This window comes from Lentzea sp. NPDC005914 (assembly GCF_040629405.1).
Lineage (GTDB): Bacteria > Actinomycetota > Actinomycetes > Mycobacteriales > Pseudonocardiaceae > Lentzea.
Genome location: NZ_JBEXVQ010000017.1, coordinates 132,732 through 150,475, shown reverse-complemented (window position 1 = coordinate 150,475; position 17,744 = coordinate 132,732). Strand labels below are relative to the sequence as shown.

Below are 17,744 nucleotides of genomic sequence, written 5' to 3'. Positions count from 1 at the left end.
GAACTACTGATGGCCGCGGATCCCACGCAGCTGTCCATCGTCCGCGCCGTCGCGGCGGACATCGCGATGAGGCAGGACTTCGACCTCGACTCCATCGAGGACCTGAAGCTCGCCGTCGACGAGACCTGCTCGACGCTGATCACTCTGGCAGCCGAGGACGCCGTGCTCAGCTGCCACTTCGCGGTGGACGGCGCCGGCGCGGTGAGAGTGTCCGCCCGGGTCGTCGCGAAGTCGGCCTCAGGCGCCGACGAGGGCAGCTTCGGGTGGCGTGTGCTGACCGCGCTCGTCGACTCGGTCGAGACCAGAGTCGAGGAGACCGAAGGGTTCATGGTCCACATCGACCTCGTGAAGTCCTCGGCAGGGGCGGTGGATGCGTGACCGGGTCGGAAGAGGCGACCACGACCACCAAGTCGGGCGGTGACTACGACCACCTGGCCCCGCTGTTCGCCGAGCTCTCTCGCACGCCCGCCGGGCCCGCGAGAGAGACGCTGCGGGACAGACTCGTGACCGAGCACCTCCCGGTCGCCCAGCACATCGCACGCCGGTTCGGCCACCGCGGCGAACCGCACGAGGACCTGGTGCAGGTGGCGACGGTCGGCCTGATCAACGCGGTCGACCGGTTCGACCCCGAACGCGGCTCCGACTTCCTGTCGTTCGCCGTGCCGACGATCATGGGCGAGGTCCGGAAGTACTTCCGCGACTCCAGCTGGTCGGTCCGGATGCCGCGCCGCCTGAAGGAGCTGCACCTCGCGATCAACGCCGGCACGTCCCGGCTGTCGCAGTCGCTCGGCCGCGCGCCGACACCCTCGGAGCTGGCCGAGCACCTCGGCCTGTCGCGGGAGGAGATCCACGAAGGACTGGCGGCCGGAAACGCTTACCAGAGCGCGTCTTTGGACGACATGCTGATGTCCGAGGACTCCTCGATCTCGCTGGGCTCGACCATCGGCGAGGAAGACCCCGAGATCGCGATGATCGAGCAGCGGGAAGCACTGCACCCGTTGCTGCAGAAGCTCCCCGAGCGGGAGCGGAAGATCGTCATCATGCGGTTCTTCGGGAACATGACCCAGACGCAGATCGCGCAGAAGGTCGGGATCTCGCAGATGCACGTCTCGCGGCTGCTCGCGAAGACGTTGCGGCAACTGCGAGACGTGCTCGAAGAGTGATTTCAGGAGGCAACGCGGACACGGCGCCGGGCAGCGGAGATGATCTGGCGCCGTTCGTCCTCCCCCATGCCTCCCCACACGCCGTAGGGCTCCTGGGCGTCGAGGGCGTGCTCGCGGCACTGTGCCAGCACCGGGCAGTGCGCACAGATGGCCTTCGCCTTCTCCTCCCGCGCGGCACGGGCGTAGCCGCGTTCGTTGTCGGGGTGGAAGAAGACGGCGCTGTTCTGGCCGCGGCACAGCCCTTCCATCTGCCAGTCCCACACGTCGGTGACCGGCTTGGGCAGACGGGTCGTGCAGGTCATCGCGACTCCCTATGCTGGGCGGAAGAGTTGCGATCACTGCGTACCCGTGGTCTGACCAGGGGTAAACCTGTTAAAGCCGTTCAGGTGCTCCGATGCCCAGCAACGACAGACCCAGCGTGAGCACGCGGGACGTGAGCGTGAGCAGGTGCAGGCGCGAGTCCTGCAGCTCCTGGCTCTCCGCCGTGGCCACCGGGCAGTGGTTGTAGAAGGTCGAGAACGCCGTGGCCGTCTCGAACAGGTAGTTCGTGAGCTTGTGCGGCGCGAGCTCGTCGATGGCCGCCTGGATGGCCGTGGGCAGCTGCAGCAGCTTCAACGCCAGATCCCGCTCGGCCGGCTCCTGGAGCAGCAGCGGCGCGTCCTCTGGGGCCGTACGACCGACCTTGCGCCCGATCGAGAGGATCCGCGCGTTCGCGTACTGGATGTACACGGACGTGTCGCCGGTGGTGGCGAGCATCTTCTCCCACGTGAAGACGTAGTCCTTCTCCCGGTCGTTCGAGAGGTCCGCGTACTTCACCGCCCCGATTCCGATGGTCCTGGCGAGCACGTCCTTCTCCGCACCCTCCACTTCGGACGTCTCCGGCATGACCTTGTACGAGTTCTCGACGGCCTCGGTGAGCAGCTCGATCAGCTTGATCGTCCCGCCCGCCCGCGTCCGGATCGTCTTCCCGTCCGACCCGAGAATCGTGCCGAAGCCCGTGTGCACCGCCGTGTGCGCGTCGTCCAGCCACCCGGCCTGCTTGGCCGTCGCGAAAATCATCTGGAAGTGCTGCGCCTGCGGCGTGCCGACGACGTAGATCAGCTCGTCGACCTTGCGCTCCCGAACCCAGTACCGGACCGTCGCGAAGTCCGTGGTGGCGTACCCGTACCCACCGTCGCTCTTCCGCACGATCAACGGCAGCCGGTCACCCTCCCGGTTGGAGAACCCCGGCGGGAACACGCACAGCGCCCCGTCGCTGGTCTCGACGAGCCCCTTCTGCTGCAGCTCGGTGATCGTGTCCGCGAGGTACGGGTTGTAGAAGCTCTCCCCGTAGTTGTCCTCCGCCGACAGCCCGATCCCCAGCAGCTGGTAGATCTGGTTGAAGTGCCGCTGCGACTCCCCCACCAGCTCGTGCCACAACTCGAGCGTGGCCTCGTCGCCCCCTTGCAGAAGCACCACCCGCCGCCGCGCACGATCCGCAAAGCCGGGCTCGCTGTCGAACTTCTGCCGCGCCTGCTGGTAGAACGCGTTCAAGTCGCTGATCTCGTGGTCGGCCCCGTGGCCTTCGTCCGTCAGATGCTCGATGAGCATCCCGAACGGCGTTCCCCAGTCACCGAGATGGTTGTGCGGGATGACCTCGTGCCCGGCGAACGTCAGCAACCGGCAGAACGCGTCACCGATGATCGTCGACCGCAGATGCCCGACGTGCATCTCCTTGGCGACGTTGGGGCTGCTGTAGTCGATGGCGATCCGCCGCGGCTCCTCGGTGACCGGCACGCCGAGCCGCTCGTCCCCGAGCAGCACCGCCGCCTGCGCCTGCAGCCACTCCTTCTTCAACCTCAGGTTGATGAAGCCGGGCCCGGCGATCTCCGGAGCCTCGATCGCGTCCGCGGCGTCCAGGTGCTCGACGATCAGCTCGGCGACCTCGCGAGGCTTCCTGCCCACCTTCTTCGCGAGGCTCATGGCGACGTTGCACTGGTAGTCCGCACCGTCTCGGTTGGACGGTCGGATCAGCGCTTCCTCAGCAGTGATGTCCACGTCCAGCGCAGCGCGCAGCGCGAGCGCAACCCGCTGGCCCAGTTCGAGCCCGACATCCCCACGCAGCACTGAACCCACCTTCCACCGCAAGCTTTCCCCCAAGTATTTCACCCAGCACCAAACCCGATTCGACCGCGCCCGGCTCGAACACGCGTTCGGCTGCTGTGACGCGGCTCATAGGCCGTCACATCCAGGCGGTGGGCGCCGTCCTGTGGGCATGAGCAGTGCGAGCAACGAAACGACGTTCGGCCGCCTCCACGACGCCATCGGCACCCGCGACCAGGAGCTACGCCGAGATCTTCATCATCCGCTTCGCCGCTGGGCGGATCGCGGAGATCTGGGAGTCGTCGACGTCTTCGCACAGCTGGAACAACTCGGCATCATCGACCGACGAGAGGACCAACGATCATGATTCTGATCACCGGAGCCAACGGTGTCGTGGGACGCGCGGTGATGACGCGGCTGTCGCGAGAAGGCGTGGCCTTCACCCCGATCGGCCGCGCCCAAGGCGACCTCTTCAGTCCACAGTGGATCGAGCCGGCGCTGGACGGCGTCGACGCGATCCAGATCAGCCCGCGCGCCACCGGTCCCGGCCTCGAGGAGCTGCTGGGGCTGGCGGTGAAGCAGGGCGTGCGGCGCGCGGTGCTGTTGTCGGCCACCACCGTCGAGCACCCGGCGGGAGAAGAGCGCTTCGCCGCTCAGTTCGAACGCGCCGAGGACCTCGTCACCCGCTCAGGCCTGGAGTGGACGGTCCTGCGCCTTTCCGACTTCGCCGCCAACGCACTGGCCTGGGCAGCGCAGCTCAAGGCGGGTGACGTGGTCCGCGGCGCGTACGGGAAGGCCGCCACGTCACCGATCCACGAGACCGACATCGCGGCGGTGGCCGTGCAGGCGCTCGTGAGCGGTGCGCACGCCGGAGCGATCCACACCCTGACGGGACCGCAGTCACTCGACCAGTACGAGAAGGTGCGGCTCATCGGCTCGGCCACGGGCAGGACGCTGTCGTTCCAGGAGCTCCCGCCCGAGCAGGTGCGGCAGGCCATGCTCGCGCAGGGACTGCCGGAGGAGGTGCCCGCGCGCCTGCTCGGTTCGCTGGCGGACTACGCCGAGCGACCCGGCCCCACCACCAGCACCGTGGAGGACCTGCTGGGCCGTCCCGCGCTCACCTTCGCCGACTGGGCCCGCACCAACGCCCAGGCCTTCACCACCGCCCGAGCAGCAACGCCCCGCCACCCACCAGCGAGGCAACGCTGACCACACCGAACAACGTCACCCACCCGAGCGCGGGCACCCCGGTCAGCCAGGCCAGCTGGTCGGCGTCCGACCGGGGTGCCTGCCGCCGCCACCGCTTGACCTGCAGTTCCCACACCGGCCGAACGCCGCCCAGCAGCAGGAACCAGGCGAACACGTACGCGGCCGTGTCCCGGACCTCGGCAGTGGCGTAGAAGGACACGAAGAAGAACGCCCCGCCGGTGACGATGATCGAGAGCACCCCGAACACGTTGCGGATCATGATCAGCATGGCCGCGAGAAACCCGATGCTGATCCACAACATCAGCTGAATCTGCTCGTTGGTGATCAACACAGCCGCCCCGAACCCCAGCAACGACGGCGCGACGTACCCGGCCAGCGCGGTGAAGACCATCCCGGGCCCACGAGGCTTTCCCCGGGACACCGTGAGGCCGCTGGTGTCGGAGTGCAGCTTGATGCCGTTGAGCCGACGGCCGGTGAGCACCGCGACCAGCGCGTGCCCACCCTCGTGGGCGATCGTGATCACGTTGCGGGTGACCCGCCAGATCCCGTGCAAAGCCACAGCCAGGAACGCCGCCAGCGCGGTGCCCCACGTGATCAGCACTTCGTGGGTGAGCAACTCGGAAGGCATCGCGACATCGAAACAGACGCGCCGTGAGAGCCGCATGTGGGCTCTCACGGCGCGCCTGCGCCGGACAGGGGACTGATCCGGCGGGGAGACCTTTGTGCTCTAGTGCTTGATCTTGTCCTTGCTCACCCGGTCGGTCTTCGGGTCGACCACGGCCTGCTCGTTCGTGATCGGCTCCCGGGAACGAACGGTGGGGTCCATCTCCTCGATCCGGTGCTCACGGGTCGTCCCGTCGTGGGAGTCGCGGAACGCCGCCGACCGCTGCTCGGGCAGCACCGGCTCCTCTTCCTCCTCGATCAGCTTCCTGCGCGCCGGCACCACTGCCAGCAGCAGACCGAAGATCGCGAGCCCGAGATGCAACCAGTTGTCGTTGGTGTTGAGCGCCAACGGGTTGCCGAACTGCGACGCCGGGTTCTGGGCCAGCACGCCGGTGATCATCAGGCCCCACACGAAGATCGCGCCGTACCCGAGGAACAGCAGCCACCCGTACAGCCGGGCGAGGCCCGACCCCAGAGCCATGATCAGACCGAGCACGCCGACGGCCACGTGCACCAGGTTGTGCAGCGGGTTCACCGAGAACCCGAGCACGAACGAATGGGTGGACCAGTCGCCCACCCCGGTGCGGGTGAAGCCCACGACGCCGAACACGATGAACGCGATACCGGCCAGCGCGGCCAGCATCTGCACCGGTTGCAGACCGGCGACCTTGACAGTGACGCGGTGGGTCATGACGCCCTCCAGGCTCCGTGCTTGTCGCCGGTCGGCTACCCCGCGTCGACCTCCGTCAAACCGTTCAGCGAAACGTCGGGCATGCCGTTTCGGGGCACGACGACATTGCGCTTGCCGATGTGCACCACGCACGCCTGAGCAGGGTTGACGAGGACGGTGATCTCGGCGTTCTGGTCGTTGTACGCGCGGACCTCGACCTGGGTGCCGCGCGCGGCCGCGTTGCGCAGGGCGGCGGCCAGCGTGTCGAGGTTCCACGGCTTGGCCAGGCGGAACTGGAACTCGTCCACGTTCAGCACGGCCCAGAGTTCGAGGTTGGTAGGTGGATCGTTCGGATTCATGGGCAAACTCCCCCTCATTGGTGGGCTCCGGGACGCCGCGCCCACCGCTCGGCGCCCCGGAAGTCGTTACAGCGGCAGGGTCACGACGTGCGAGACCTTCGCCTGACCTTCGGCGAGGACGCGCGTGCCGGTTCGCCTGCCGGCGGTGATTCCTCCGGCGAGAGACAACACGGCTGCGACGTTCCTCAGGTTCACCCTGTTCCCCCGCTGCAGGTTGTTCTGTTGCCCCTCAAGGAGAACTCATGCGCCACCACCGGCACATCCGGAGCAATACCTAGGTTTGGTCGCGCGCGATCCGAGCCGCCTCCGACCGGTTGCCCGCACCGAGCTTCGCGAGGACGTGCGACACGTGCTGGCCCACCGTCCGCACGCTGAGCACCAGCTCCGCCGCGATCTCCTTGTTGGTGCGTCCCCACCCCAGCAACTCCAGCACGTCGCGTTCACGCGGCGTCAACGTGCCCAGCTGCGGCTTGTCCTTGTGCAGCAACGGGATGCGCTGTCTACGCGCCTGCCGGTCGATCATCTTGACCAACGGCAGCGCGCCGAGCCGATGCGCAACGCGGTCGGCGTGACGCAGCGCTTCCGGTTCGCCACAACGAGTTCGCGCGTAGGCGGCCTGGTACGGCATCTTCAGCCGGTCCCACGCCACGGCGACCTCCTCCCAGGAGTCCCGGCCGGCCTCCGCGAACGCGACCCGCTGCCACGCCTCGTCCTCCGGACCGCGCGGCATCGGCACGCGCGCCAGCAGCTCCCGCACGGTCGCTTCCGGGTCGTCGAGCCTGGTCACCCGGCCACCCGCGGCCTGCAGGTCGCACACCGCACCGAGCCCCGCCGCGCAGAGCCTCAGCACATCGCCACCGGTCAGCGCCTCCGGCAGGTCGGCGACGGTCTCGCGGCACAGCTCGACGGCGGCCCGGTACTGACCTTTCGCCCTGGCCGCAACAACTCTGGTGTACGCGCACTGGGCCAGGAACAACGCGTCCGGACCGTCGATGACCTTCTCGGCCCGCTCGATCAGGTCGTCCGCGTCCTGCCCTCGCAACGCCATCGCTTCCGCCTGGCACAGCAGGATCCGCGCGGCCTTGTTGCCGGGGATGGCGTCCGGGACCTCCACCGCGTCGAGCTCCTGCCACCGTCCGAGCGCGAGCAGGCTGCTCGCGAGGTTGTAGCGGATCACCGCGCTTAACGTCGGCGCCAGTCCCTGGATCCCGAGGCGTGTCAAGGCTTCCTTGCCGATGCGCGCGCTGCGCTCGTGCTGCCCGGAGCTGCCGAGCACGAAGGTCAGGTTGCCCACGGCCCTGACGAGCTCACGGATGCAACCGCTGCGATGCGCGGCCGTGCGCGCGTCCTCCAAAGTGGCGGTGCCCCGTGCCACATCGCCCAGGAACGCCTCGCACACACCTCGCACGCTCAACGCGTAGGCGAGAATCTCGTCGTCGTCGGTGAGGAGATTCTCGATCTTCCGCACCGCCTGGGAGTACTCGCCCTGCGACATGAGCCAGCTGGCCTCGGCGACGGTGACGCGCTGCACCATCGAGCCCGTGGCGAGCCCCTTCGCCTCCAGCAGGGTCTCGTGCGCGGCGGCCCGGTCGCCCATCACGAACTGGCAGTCCCACAACAGGTACAGCAGCTCACACCGGTCGCCCGTGCCGGCGAGTGCCCTGCGCAGCTCCAGAGCCGCGTCCTCCGGCCTCCCCGCCCACCGCAGAGCCTTCGCCCGTTCCAGCGCCTCCCGCACGTTCTTTAGGAGAGGACGCCGAACGTGCTAGATACGGCCCGGCTTGCGTCCGATCCCCGCGTACGCGCCCGGCACCACGCACGGCGCCTCGATCGACAGTCCCTCCAGGAGTTGCTCGACCGGCGCCGGATGGGACACCACGAGGAACCCTCCCGCCGGCATCGCGTGCCGATACCGGCGCACCACCCGCCCCGGCCCCGTGGCGTCGTCGACGTATCTCAGGACGTCGACCATCAACACCGCGTAAGGCTCACGAAGGTCGAGATGCGACACCACGCCCGGATGCCTCAGCACCTGCTCGGGACGGCGCAGGTCGGCCTCGACCGCGCACGTACGAGGCTCACCGCGCAGCAGCCCGCGCGCGAACGTCACCGTCACCGGGTCCGAGTCCACGTAGACGACACGGGCGTCCGGCAACGTCTGGTGCGTCGCACCGCACGTCGGGATGCCCGAGCCGAGGTCGAGGAACTGACGGACACCGGCCGCCCAGCAGTGTTTGACGGCATGCCGGAGGAACGACCGGTGTGCCCGCGTGACGAGCGGCAACTCCGGGTCGATCCGGACCGCCTGCTTGGCGAAGGCCCGGTCGGCGGCGTAGTTGTGCGCGCCGCCCAGATAGAAGTCATGGATCCGCGCGGCGTTCGGCCGACGTACGTCGACCTCGTAGCGTGCGAAGGCGGGGACCGCAGCCATTCGCAGAGCGTAACTGGCGCCTAGACCATTCGGGCGAAGTTTTCGAAGATTCTTTGGGTCCGTCTGACATGGACCCGGTCGAGGGCGGGCCCGGTCCACCCCACACAGACCGGGCCACGTAGCGCGTACGGGGATCGAACCCGTGTTTCCGGATTGAGAGTCCAGCGTCCTGACCACTAGACGAACACGCCAAGAACGAGCATTGATACACAAATGCTCGCAGAGATTAGAAGAAAGAGAATTACCAGGTCACAGCTTCGAGGGCGCTCCGGCCCATTCCTCTGCAGCAATCATGGAACAATGATGACCGAGGAGCCGGTCCGTCCGCAAAGGAATTAATCCAGCCACGTCAGCGCGAGCCACAGCGAGGCCCGCGCGTCAGCCGTCCCAAGATCACGACCGAGCAGCCGTTCGACGTGCGAGATTCGGTGCCGAACGCTGTTGCGATGCACGCCGAGCACCGCCGCGGCGCGATCCCAGCCGCCGTGCTGGGCCAGCCAGGCCCGCAGTGTCTCGATCAGCTCGGGGCGGCCGAGGAGAGGTGCGAGCTCTCGGTGGGCGAAGGCTCGGGCCGCGACGGGGTCCACGAGGGAGGCCAGGTCGGACGCGGGGAAGGCGGGCGCGCCGGTGGCCTGGGCTCGCGGCAGGAGGGCCAGGGCTTCCGCTGCGGCGTCGTCGATCGCGGACCTGGGGGTGGGGGCAGCGGCGGTGGGGGCGGCGCGACTGGAGGCGGACGCGAGAGCGGCGGCGCGACTGGAGGCGGCGGCGGGGGCGGCGGGAGGAGCGGCGCGGCCACGGGCAGGAGCGGCGGCGCGGCTAGAGGTAGAGGCGAGAGCCGAGGCAGAGGCGGGAGCGGCGGCGGGTGCGGGAGCCGCGGCGGGCAGCGGCGCGGCGGCGGGAGCGAGAGCGGCGGGGGCAACGGCTCGGCCAGAGGCGGGAGCGGTCGCGGGCTCGAAGGAGGAGGAGGAGGAGGAGGGCGCGGCAGCGGACGCGGGCTCGGGAGTGGACGCTGGCTCGGGAGTGGACGCTGGCTCGGGCTCGGAGGCAGGGGTGGGAGCAGCGGCGCGGCCAGAGTCGGGAGCTGAGACGGGGGCGGGAACAGAAGCAGCGGCGGGAGCAGGCGCGGGAGCGGAGGCGGGCGCGGCCACAGAGGCGGAGGCGGGCACGGAGGCGGAGGCAACGGCGCGGCCAGGGGCAGCAGCAGAAGCGGGAGCTGCGCCTGCGACCGGCGCAGACACCCCGACCGGTGCAGACACCCCGACCGGTGCAGACACCCCGATCGGCGAGGACAGCCCGACCGGCGTGGCAAGCCCGACCGGCGAGGACACCCCTACCGGCCCTGACACCTCGAACCCGGCCGGCACCAGCGCCAGAAAGCCGTCCTCCGCCTTCGACACCAACGGCCCGTACCGCTGCGCCAGCACCTCGTAGTCCGCCCGCGACTCCCCCGCCACCACCCGGTACGGCCCCGGCCCCAGCACGGTCGCCAGCCCGGACACCCACGACCGCAGCAACGCCGAGGCCGCGAGCCGGGCGATCTGGCCGCGCTCGCTCTCCACGTCTCGCCGCAACAACCCGAGCAGGGCCAACGCGACCGCGACCACGGCTCGTTCCGCCGGCGACAACGGCGAGACGCGGCGCACCACGAGCACCGCGGCCTCCACCGGATCCAGCGTCACGTGGTCTTCACCCACTTGGGCCGAAGCCGAACGAGGCCCGGTACCCGACGCGACACGCGCCACGAGAGAGGCGACGTCCGAAGGCGCCGACGCGGGGTCGACGAGGTCGGCCCGGCAGTCCAGCACGACGGCGAGAGTCGTCAGCACGGACTCCACGGGGCGCACGCGCGTGGCCGCACGGGTCAGGGCGCGCTGGCTGTCGGCGAGCATCCGCTGCTCCCGCACGGCGATCTCCGCCAGCAACGCCCCGAGCGCCTGCGACACGGCGAGGAACGGGGTCGACGGCGGCACCTCCAGCAGCGGCATCCCCTGCGCCGCACAGGCATCTACCAGCGACAACGGCACCGTCGGGAACTCCGGTTCGACGCCGAACCCGATCGCCGAGACACCGGACGACACCAGGCCGCGCACGTACGCGGGCACGTCGGAGGGGAACCGCACACCGGCCGTGAGCAGCAGCTCCTCGCCGACCAGATACGGCGTCGGGTCCTCCAGTTCGGACACGTGCGCCCACCGGATCGGCCGGTCCAGCGAATGAGCTCCGCACAGGACGGTCAGACCCAGGTCGACTCGCGCGACGAGGGCTGAGAGTGGGACGGTTTGCACAACCATGGTTCGACGATTGTGCAGAGCGACCACTTACCAGCGCCAGAGCCTGTTCCTACTGTGACCTGCAACCCAAGGAGGTCCGACAGTGGCTCTCGACTACGCGGTGATCGCCGCCTACGTGCTCGGCATGATCGGCATGGGCTGGTGGGGCATGCGCCGCGCCACCACCAAGAGCGAGTACCTGGTCGCCGGACGCAGGCTCGGTTTCACCATGTACTCCGGCACCATGTCGGCCGTCGTGCTCGGCGGCGCGTCGACCATCGGCGGTGTCGGGCTCGGCTACAAGTACGGCATCTCCGGCGCCTGGATGGTGTTCGCCATCGGCCTCGGAATCCTGTTGCTGAGCGCACTTTTCGCGCGCCGGATCGTCAAGTTGAAGGTCTACACCGTCTCCCAGATGCTCGACCTGCGCTACGGCGGCAACTCCAGCATGATCTCCGGTCTGGTGATGGCCGCGTACACGCTGATGCTGACGGTCACGTCCACGATCGCCTACTCGACCATCTTCAACGTCCTCTTCGGACTGCCGAAGAGCCTCGGCGTGATCATCGGCGGCAGCATCGTGGTGCTGTACAGCGTTCTCGGCGGCATGTGGTCGATCACGCTCACCGACATCGTGCAGTTCGTGGTGAAGACGATCGGCATCCTGTTCCTGCTGCTGCCGATCAGCCTGGCCACCGCGGGCGGGTTCGACGGCATCCAGCAGCGCCTGAACGACCCGGCGATGTTCGACGTCGGCAACATCGGCGTGAGCACGATCATCACGTACCTGCTCATCTACGTCTTCGGCCTGCTGATCGGCCAGGACATCTGGCAGCGCGTGTTCACCGCGAAGTCGCCGAAGGTCGCGACGTGGGGCGGCGTCACCTCCGGCCTGTACTGCCTCGTCTACGCCGTCGCGGGCGCGATCATCGGCCTCGCGGGCAAGGCGCTGTACCCGAACATCGCGAACAAGGACGAGGCGTTCGCGACGATCGTGGAGAACCTGCTGCCGACCGGTGTCCGCGGGGTCGTGCTCGCCGCCGCGCTGGCCGCGATGATGTCCACGTCGTCCGGTGCGCTCATCGCGTGCGCCACTGTGGCGTCCAACGACATCTGGCGTCGTAAGACTGACTCCGACGTGCACAACAACCGGATGTTCACGCTCGTGATCGGTGTCGTGGCGATCGGCATCGCGGTGGCGCTCAACGACGTCGTGGCCGCGTTGACCGTCGCCTACAACATCCTCGTCGGCGGCCTGCTGGTCGCGATCATCGGTGGCCTGGTGTGGAAGCGCGGCACGCGCGCCGGTGCCATGGTGTCGATGGCGCTCGGCTCGCTCACCGCGATCGGGTTCATGGTGTTCGTCGACGTGTACGCCAACGAGGCCATCTACTACAGCCTCGGTGCGTCGCTGGTGACGTACGTGGCGGTCAGTCTGGCCACGCCGGCCACGTCGCCCGAGGTGCTCGCGAACTGGGAGCGCCGCGTCGCGGGCGAGGAGACCGAGGAAGAGGAACTGGTGAACGCATGATCGGCCCCGTCGACTCCTCCCAGGTCCCGCGCTACGCGGGGCCGGCGACCTTCGCGCGGCTGCCCCGCCTCGACCAGGTGGCGCACGCGGACGTCGCGGTGGTGGGCGTCCCGTTCGACACCGGCGTCTCGTACCGGCCGGGAGCGCGGTTCGCGCCCTCGGCGGTGCGGGAGGCGTCCCGGCTGCTGCGGCCCTACAACCCCGGTCTGGACGTGTCGCCGTTCGAGCGCATCCAGGTCGCGGACGGCGGGGACATCGCGGTCAACCCGTTCCACATCGGCGAGGCCATCGAGACGATCGAGGGTGCCGCGTCGGAGCTGCAGGCCGAGGGCACGAAGCTGGTCACGATCGGCGGTGACCACACGATCGCGCTGCCGTTGCTGCGCGCGGTGTCGCGGATCCACGGGCCGGTGGCGTTGCTGCACTTCGACGCGCACCTCGACACGTGGGACACCTACTTCGGCGAGCCCTACACGCACGGGACACCGTTCCGGCGCGCGGTCGAGGACGGGATCCTGGACACCGAGGCGATCTCGCACGTCGGCACGCGAGGACCGTTGTACGGCAAGAAGGATCTCGAGGACGACCGGCGGCTCGGGTTCGGGATCGTCACGTCGTCGGACGTGATGCGGCGGGGCGTCGACGAGACCGTTGACGCTCTGCGGCAACGGATCGGGTCGCGGCCGCTGTACGTGTCGATCGACATCGACGTGCTGGACCCCGCTCACGCTCCCGGCACCGGGACGCCCGAGGCCGGCGGGATGACCTCGCGGGAGCTGCTGGAGATCGTCCGCGGGCTGCGGGGACTGAACCTGGTGGGCGCGGACGTGGTTGAAGTGGCGCCTGCATACGACCACGCTGACATCACGTCCGTGGCGGCCTCGCACGTGGCGTACGACCTGGTGAGTCTGTTGGCGCTCAAGGAGGGGCAGTGACTCGCAACGGCGGTGACGTCGTCGTCGAGACGCTCGAAGCGCTCGGCGCCCACACCGTGTTCGGCATCCCCGGCCAGCACGCCCTCGGCCTCTTCGACGCCCTTCGCCGGTCCGAGCTGCGGTACGTCGGGTCGCGGACCGAGGTCAACGCCGCGTTCGCCGCCGACGGCCACGCTCGGATCACCGGGTCCGTGACACCGCTTCTCGTGTCGACCGGGCCTGGCGCGCTGCAGACCTTGGCCGGATTGCAGGAGTCCGCCGCCGCCTCCGCGCCCGTGCTGGGGATCTCGTCGCAGATCCCCAGTGCCGGGCTGGGTGGCGTGCGGGGCGGGTACCTGCACGAGCTCACCGACCAGCTGGCGTCGTTCCGCGACGTCGTGAAGCACGCTCGGGTGGTGCGGCACGCGTCGCAGATCCCGTCGGCTTTGGCCGAGGCGTGGGAGATCGCGCTGACCGCGCCGTTCGGGCCGGTGTGGGTGGAGATCCCGCAGGACGTGCTGCTCGGGCCGGCTTCCGTGCCGCCCGTGACGTCGGTTTCCTGGTCCGCGCGGGAGATCTACCCGCGGGCGGAGCTGATCGCGGAGGCCGTTCGGTTGCTGGACGGGGCGTCCCGGCCGGTGATCCTGGCCGGCGGCGGAGCTGTTCGCGCGTCGGACGAGCTGCTGGAACTCGCGGAGAAGCTGCGGGCCCCGGTCGTGACGACGTTCGGCGGCAAGGGCAACTTCCCTTGGGAGCACCCGCTTTCCGCGCAGTCGTGGCTCGAGGACTGGCACACCACGGAGTTCCTCGCCTCCGCCGACGTGCTGGTCGTGGTGGGCTCCGGGCTGGGCGAGCTGTCCAGCAACTACCGGACCTTCCGTCCCACCGGCCAGGTCGTTCAGATCGAGGCGGACCTGGGCAAGCTCGAGTCGAACTACCCCGCGCTCGGCATCCACGCCGACGCCCGCCATGCGTTGCGCGCCTTGACCTCCGGTGTTTCCGCACGCCCGGCGGACGGGGTCTCCGAGTCGCTGACGAGCAGGCTCCTGGAACTCGTCCGGGCACGGCTCGTGGAGCAGGAGCTCGACCTGGAGCAGCAGGTGCTGTCCGCGCTGCGGTCCGCGGTTCCGGACGGCACGCCGACCTGCTGGGACATGACGATCCTCGCCTACTGGGCCTGGTCGGCGTGGGACCCGCGGGGTGGCGCGCAGTTCTCGGCCCAGGGTGCCGGTGGGCTCGGCTACGGCTTCCCGGCCGCGCTGGGCGTCGCGGCGGCCGTGGACGGTCCGGTGCTGGCGGTGTCGGGTGACGGCGGCGCGATGTACGGGATCTCGGAGCTGGCCACGGCCGCGCAGCACGGGTCGCGGGTGGTGTGGCTGATCGTCGACGACGGCGGCTACGGCATCCTGCGCGAGTACATGACCGACACGTTCGGCCAGGCCACCGCCACCGAGCTGGCCCGCCCGGACTTCGTGGCGCTCGCCGAGGCGTTCGGGGTGCCCGCCACCCGCAGCACGCCCGAGTCGCTGCGCGAGGATCTCGTCAAGGCGTTCGCCGGGGACGGCCCGCACGTGGTGGTGCTGCCCGCGGTGTTGCGCATGTTCGCCCCCACGCACCTGGAGCACACGTGATCGTCGCGAACTTCATCAACGGCACCGCCGGCTCGTCCGCCTCCGAGACCTCGCCCCTGGTCGACCCCGCCACCGGCGAGGAGTTCGGCGCCGCGGTCCTGTCCCGCGCCGAGGACGTCGAGGCCGCGGTCCGTGCGGCGGAAGCAGCGTTCCCCGCCTGGTCGCGGACGACGCCGGGTGAGCGTCAGCTCGCGTTGCTCAAGCTCGCCGACCTCCTCGAGGCCAACGCCGACGCGGTCGCCGACGCGGAGGTCCGCGAGACCGGCAAGATCCGCGCGGTCGTGCTGGACGAGGAGATTCCCCAGTGCGTGGACCAGATCCGGTTCTTCGCCGGTGCAGCCCGCGCCCTGGGCACCGCCGCCGCGGGCGAGTACGTCCCCGGCACCACCTCGTACCAGCGGCGCGAGGCCGTGGGTGTGATCGCGCAGATCACGCCGTGGAACTACCCGCTGATGATGGCCGTGTGGAAGATCGCGCCCGCCCTCGCCGCGGGCAACACCGTCGTCATCAAGCCCGCCGACACCACGCCGTCGTCCACTGTGCTGCTGGCGTCCCTGGCCGCCGAGGTGCTGCCCGCCGGCGTGTTCAACGTGGTGGTGGGCGACCGTGACACGGGCCGGTTGCTGGTCGAGCACCCCGTGCCCGCCATGGTCTCGCTGACGGGCTCGACGCGTGCCGGGATCGAGGTGGCTCGCAGCGCTGCCGCGACCGTGAAGCGCACGCACCTCGAACTCGGTGGCAACGCGCCGGTTCTGGTGTTCGACGACGTGGACGTGGCTGCCGCCGCCGAGGGAATCGTCGGTGCGGCCTACTACAACGCCGGTCAGGACTGCACGGCCGCCACGCGGGTGCTGGTGCACTCGGGCGTGCACGACGAGTTCGTCGCGGCGCTGGTGAAGGTGGCGTCGGCACAGGTTCCCGGCGCCGACTTCGGCCCGTTGAACAGCAAGGCGCAGCTCGACCGCGTGCTCGGGCTGCTCGGCAGGTCCTCCGCCACGGTCCACTGCGGAGGAAAGCAGCACGGTTCCGCCGGATTCTTCCTCGAGCCCACGGTGATCTCCGGGCTCGCGCAGGACGACGAACTGGTGCAGGAGGAAGCGTTCGCGCCGGTGATCACCGTGCAGTCGTTCGAGAACGACGACGAGGCGGTCGAGCTGGCCAACGGTGTGCCGCAGGGGCTCGCGTCGTCGATCTGGACCCGTGACACGGGTCGAGCCGCGTCGCTGACGACGCGGCTCGACTTCGGAATCGTGTGGGTCAACACCCACGGCCTGGTGGCGTCAGAGATGCCACACGGCGGTTTTGGAGCTTCTGGCTACGGCAAGGACCTCTCGATGCACGGTCTGGAGGACTACACGCGGGTCAAGCACGTCATGATCGCGCACTAGCGGACGGTGGCGCGCAGCTCCGTCCCGGCGCCTGCGGACGCAAGCCGGAGAGCTTCATGCACTCACCAATCTCGGGTCAGGGGTGGCTCACCTTGCGTTTGCTCTTGACCTCCAGCTAAGTGCAGCTCTTAGCGTCAGCCGCATGTTCGCGATTCGGCAGTACGAGTTCGGTCCGGCTTCGAACCTGCTCTTCGAAGAGGTGCCCGACCCCTCGCCCGCACCCGGTCAGGTCCGCGTCACCGTCGCCGCGGCCGGCGTCCACCTCGTCGACACCACGATCCGCAAGGGCGCCTTCGGCCCCGTCGGCTTCCCGATGACGCCGGGCCGCGAGGTCGCCGGTGTCGTCACGGCTCTCGGCGGCGACGTCTCCCCCGACTGGCTCGGCCGCCGCGTGGTCGCGCACCTCGGCATGGCCAACGGCGGCTACGCCGAGCTCGCGGTCGCCGATGTCACGTCGCTGCACGCACTTGCGGACGACGTGTCGTTCGAGGCCGCGGTGGCGATGATCGGCACCGGCCGCACGGTCGTGGGCGTCCTGGACGCCGCGAAGCTGACCTCGGACGACGTCGTGCTGGTGACGTCGGCGGCGGGTGGCATGGGCACGTTGTTCGTGCAGGAGGCGCGCCGGGTCGGGGCGCAGGTCGTGGGGCTGGCGAGCGGCGAGAAGCTCGACCACGTCATGGACAACGGTGCCGACGCCGCCATCGACTACACGCGGCCGGACTGGTCCAACGGCATCAAGGACATGACCGTGGTGCTCGACGGCGTCGGCGGCGAGGTCGGCGAGACCGCGCTGAAGACGCTCGGCGTGGGCGGGCGGCAGATCATCTACGGCTGGGCGTCCGGGAAGCCGACGCCGATCAGCACGGAGGCGTTGTTCGCCAAGAGCCTCACGGCGACCGTCGCGCTCGGGCCCGGGTTGACGCGGCGCGGGTTGCGGGTGCTGGAGGAGGAGTCGATGGCGGGGCTGGCGAGCGGGCGGTTCGTGCCGCTGGTCAACCCGCCGTTCGCGTTGAGGGATGCGGCGAAGGCACACGAGGCGCTGGAATCCCGTGCCACGGTGGGGAAAGTGGTGCTCAAGCCGTAGCGTGCCAGCGCTCCGCCATCTCGACGAGCTCGTCGACCATCCGGTGCAGGCCCTCGTTCCTGGCCGAGGACGAAGGGGACTCCTCCTCGGCCACGGCCTTGAGCTCGGTGCGGATCACGCGAACGATGTCGGCCGCCTGGTCCGGCGTGTAGTAGGTCAACGCGAACCAGGCGTAACCGCCCTTCAGGAACTCGCGCAGCGCAGCGGCCAGTTCCTCGTCCCGGACCCGGTCCGCGATGACGTCGAGGACCCAGAAGAACAGACCGCCCGGGACGTTCCACGTGTCGTAGGCCTGCACGTCTTCCCGGTCGAGCAAGAAAATCGCGGACATGAGCGAAAAGATAAC

Annotated in this window: 17 protein-coding genes and 1 tRNA gene; 8 read left to right on the top strand and 10 right to left on the bottom strand. The window is 69.4% G+C overall.

Annotation, left to right across the window (positions count from 1 at the left end):
- Positions 1–9 precede the first annotated feature (9 nt).
- Positions 10–378 carry an ATP-binding protein gene (locus tag ABZ345_RS24535; RefSeq protein ID WP_359852973.1) on the top strand — a complete coding sequence of 123 codons (369 nt, stop codon included), beginning with the start codon at positions 10–12 and terminating at the stop codon, positions 376–378.
- Positions 375–1,163 carry a SigB/SigF/SigG family RNA polymerase sigma factor gene (locus ABZ345_RS24530; protein WP_359852970.1) on the top strand — a complete coding sequence of 263 codons (789 nt, stop codon included), beginning with the start codon at positions 375–377 and terminating at the stop codon, positions 1,161–1,163. The genes ABZ345_RS24535 and ABZ345_RS24530 overlap by 4 nt, the downstream gene beginning before the upstream one ends.
- A 2-nt stretch (positions 1,164–1,165) precedes the next feature.
- Here the strand turns inward: ABZ345_RS24530 and ABZ345_RS24525 are convergent, their stop codons facing one another.
- Both ABZ345_RS24525 and argS read right to left on the bottom strand, forming a co-directional pair.
- A complete protein-coding gene (locus ABZ345_RS24525) occupies positions 1,166–1,465 on the bottom strand; it encodes a WhiB family transcriptional regulator (RefSeq protein WP_359852967.1) in 300 nt (99 codons plus the stop codon).
- A gap of 70 nt (positions 1,466–1,535) precedes the next feature.
- On the bottom strand, positions 1,536–3,269 hold the full coding sequence (argS, locus tag ABZ345_RS24520; RefSeq protein ID WP_359852964.1) for an arginine--tRNA ligase: 1,734 nt from the start codon (positions 3,267–3,269) through the stop codon (positions 1,536–1,538).
- A gap of 339 nt (positions 3,270–3,608) precedes the next feature.
- Between argS and ABZ345_RS24515 the strand changes: the two genes are divergently transcribed.
- Entirely contained in the window at positions 3,609–4,454 is an 846-nt protein-coding gene (locus tag ABZ345_RS24515; RefSeq protein ID WP_359852956.1) for an NAD(P)H-binding protein, read from the top strand.
- On the opposite strand, the gene ABZ345_RS24510 is transcribed toward ABZ345_RS24515, so the two are convergent.
- From ABZ345_RS24510 to ABZ345_RS24480, 7 genes are all read right to left on the bottom strand, one after another.
- Positions 4,402–5,082 carry a M50 family metallopeptidase gene (locus ABZ345_RS24510; protein WP_359852953.1) on the bottom strand — a complete coding sequence of 227 codons (681 nt, stop codon included), beginning with the start codon at positions 5,080–5,082 and terminating at the stop codon, positions 4,402–4,404. The genes ABZ345_RS24515 and ABZ345_RS24510 overlap by 53 nt on opposite strands.
- A gap of 99 nt (positions 5,083–5,181) precedes the next feature.
- A complete protein-coding gene (locus ABZ345_RS24505; protein WP_359852950.1) occupies positions 5,182–5,808 on the bottom strand; it encodes a DUF4383 domain-containing protein in 627 nt (208 codons plus the stop codon).
- Positions 5,809–5,843: 35 nt separating this feature from the next.
- Positions 5,844–6,146, bottom strand: coding sequence for a hypothetical protein (locus tag ABZ345_RS24500; RefSeq protein WP_359852947.1), 303 nt, complete (start codon positions 6,144–6,146; stop codon positions 5,844–5,846).
- Positions 6,147–6,420: 274 nt separating this feature from the next.
- Positions 6,421–7,884 (bottom strand): LuxR C-terminal-related transcriptional regulator, encoded by a 1,464-nt coding sequence (locus ABZ345_RS24495; RefSeq protein ID WP_359852944.1) that lies wholly within the window; start codon positions 7,882–7,884, stop codon positions 6,421–6,423.
- Positions 7,885–7,911: 27 nt separating this feature from the next.
- Positions 7,912–8,577: an SAM-dependent methyltransferase gene (locus tag ABZ345_RS24490; RefSeq protein ID WP_359852941.1), complete on the bottom strand. Its 666-nt coding sequence runs from the start codon at positions 8,575–8,577 to the stop codon at positions 7,912–7,914.
- A 119-nt stretch (positions 8,578–8,696) separates the two neighbouring features.
- Positions 8,697–8,768, bottom strand: a tRNA-Glu gene (locus tag ABZ345_RS24485).
- Between the two features lie 144 nt (positions 8,769–8,912).
- Positions 8,913–10,868 (bottom strand): PucR family transcriptional regulator, encoded by a 1,956-nt coding sequence (locus ABZ345_RS24480; protein ID WP_359852939.1) that lies wholly within the window; start codon positions 10,866–10,868, stop codon positions 8,913–8,915.
- Positions 10,869–10,950: 82 nt separating this feature from the next.
- Between ABZ345_RS24480 and ABZ345_RS24475 the strand changes: the two genes are divergently transcribed.
- From ABZ345_RS24475 to ABZ345_RS24455, 5 genes are all read left to right on the top strand, one after another.
- Entirely contained in the window at positions 10,951–12,378 is a 1,428-nt protein-coding gene (locus ABZ345_RS24475; RefSeq protein WP_359852936.1) for a sodium:solute symporter, read from the top strand.
- The gene (gene speB / locus ABZ345_RS24470) at positions 12,375–13,313 is read left to right on the top strand and encodes an agmatinase (RefSeq protein ID WP_359852933.1); all 939 of its coding nucleotides are present in this window, start codon (positions 12,375–12,377) and stop codon (positions 13,311–13,313) included. Before ABZ345_RS24475 ends, speB begins: the two co-directional genes overlap by 4 nt.
- Complete coding sequence (locus tag ABZ345_RS24465; protein ID WP_359852931.1) at positions 13,310–14,923, top strand: thiamine pyrophosphate-binding protein; 1,614 nt, start codon at positions 13,310–13,312, stop codon at positions 14,921–14,923. The genes speB and ABZ345_RS24465 overlap by 4 nt, the downstream gene beginning before the upstream one ends.
- Entirely contained in the window at positions 14,920–16,311 is a 1,392-nt protein-coding gene (locus ABZ345_RS24460; protein ID WP_359852928.1) for an aminobutyraldehyde dehydrogenase, read from the top strand. The genes ABZ345_RS24465 and ABZ345_RS24460 overlap by 4 nt, the downstream gene beginning before the upstream one ends.
- 142 nt (positions 16,312–16,453) lie before the next feature.
- Complete coding sequence (locus ABZ345_RS24455) at positions 16,454–17,398, top strand: zinc-binding dehydrogenase (RefSeq protein WP_359852926.1); 945 nt, start codon at positions 16,454–16,456, stop codon at positions 17,396–17,398.
- Here ABZ345_RS24455 and ABZ345_RS24450 read toward each other — a convergent pair.
- Entirely contained in the window at positions 17,388–17,729 is a 342-nt protein-coding gene (locus ABZ345_RS24450) for a hypothetical protein (RefSeq protein WP_359852923.1), read from the bottom strand. The genes ABZ345_RS24455 and ABZ345_RS24450 overlap by 11 nt on opposite strands.
- Positions 17,730–17,744: the final 15 nt, after the last annotated feature.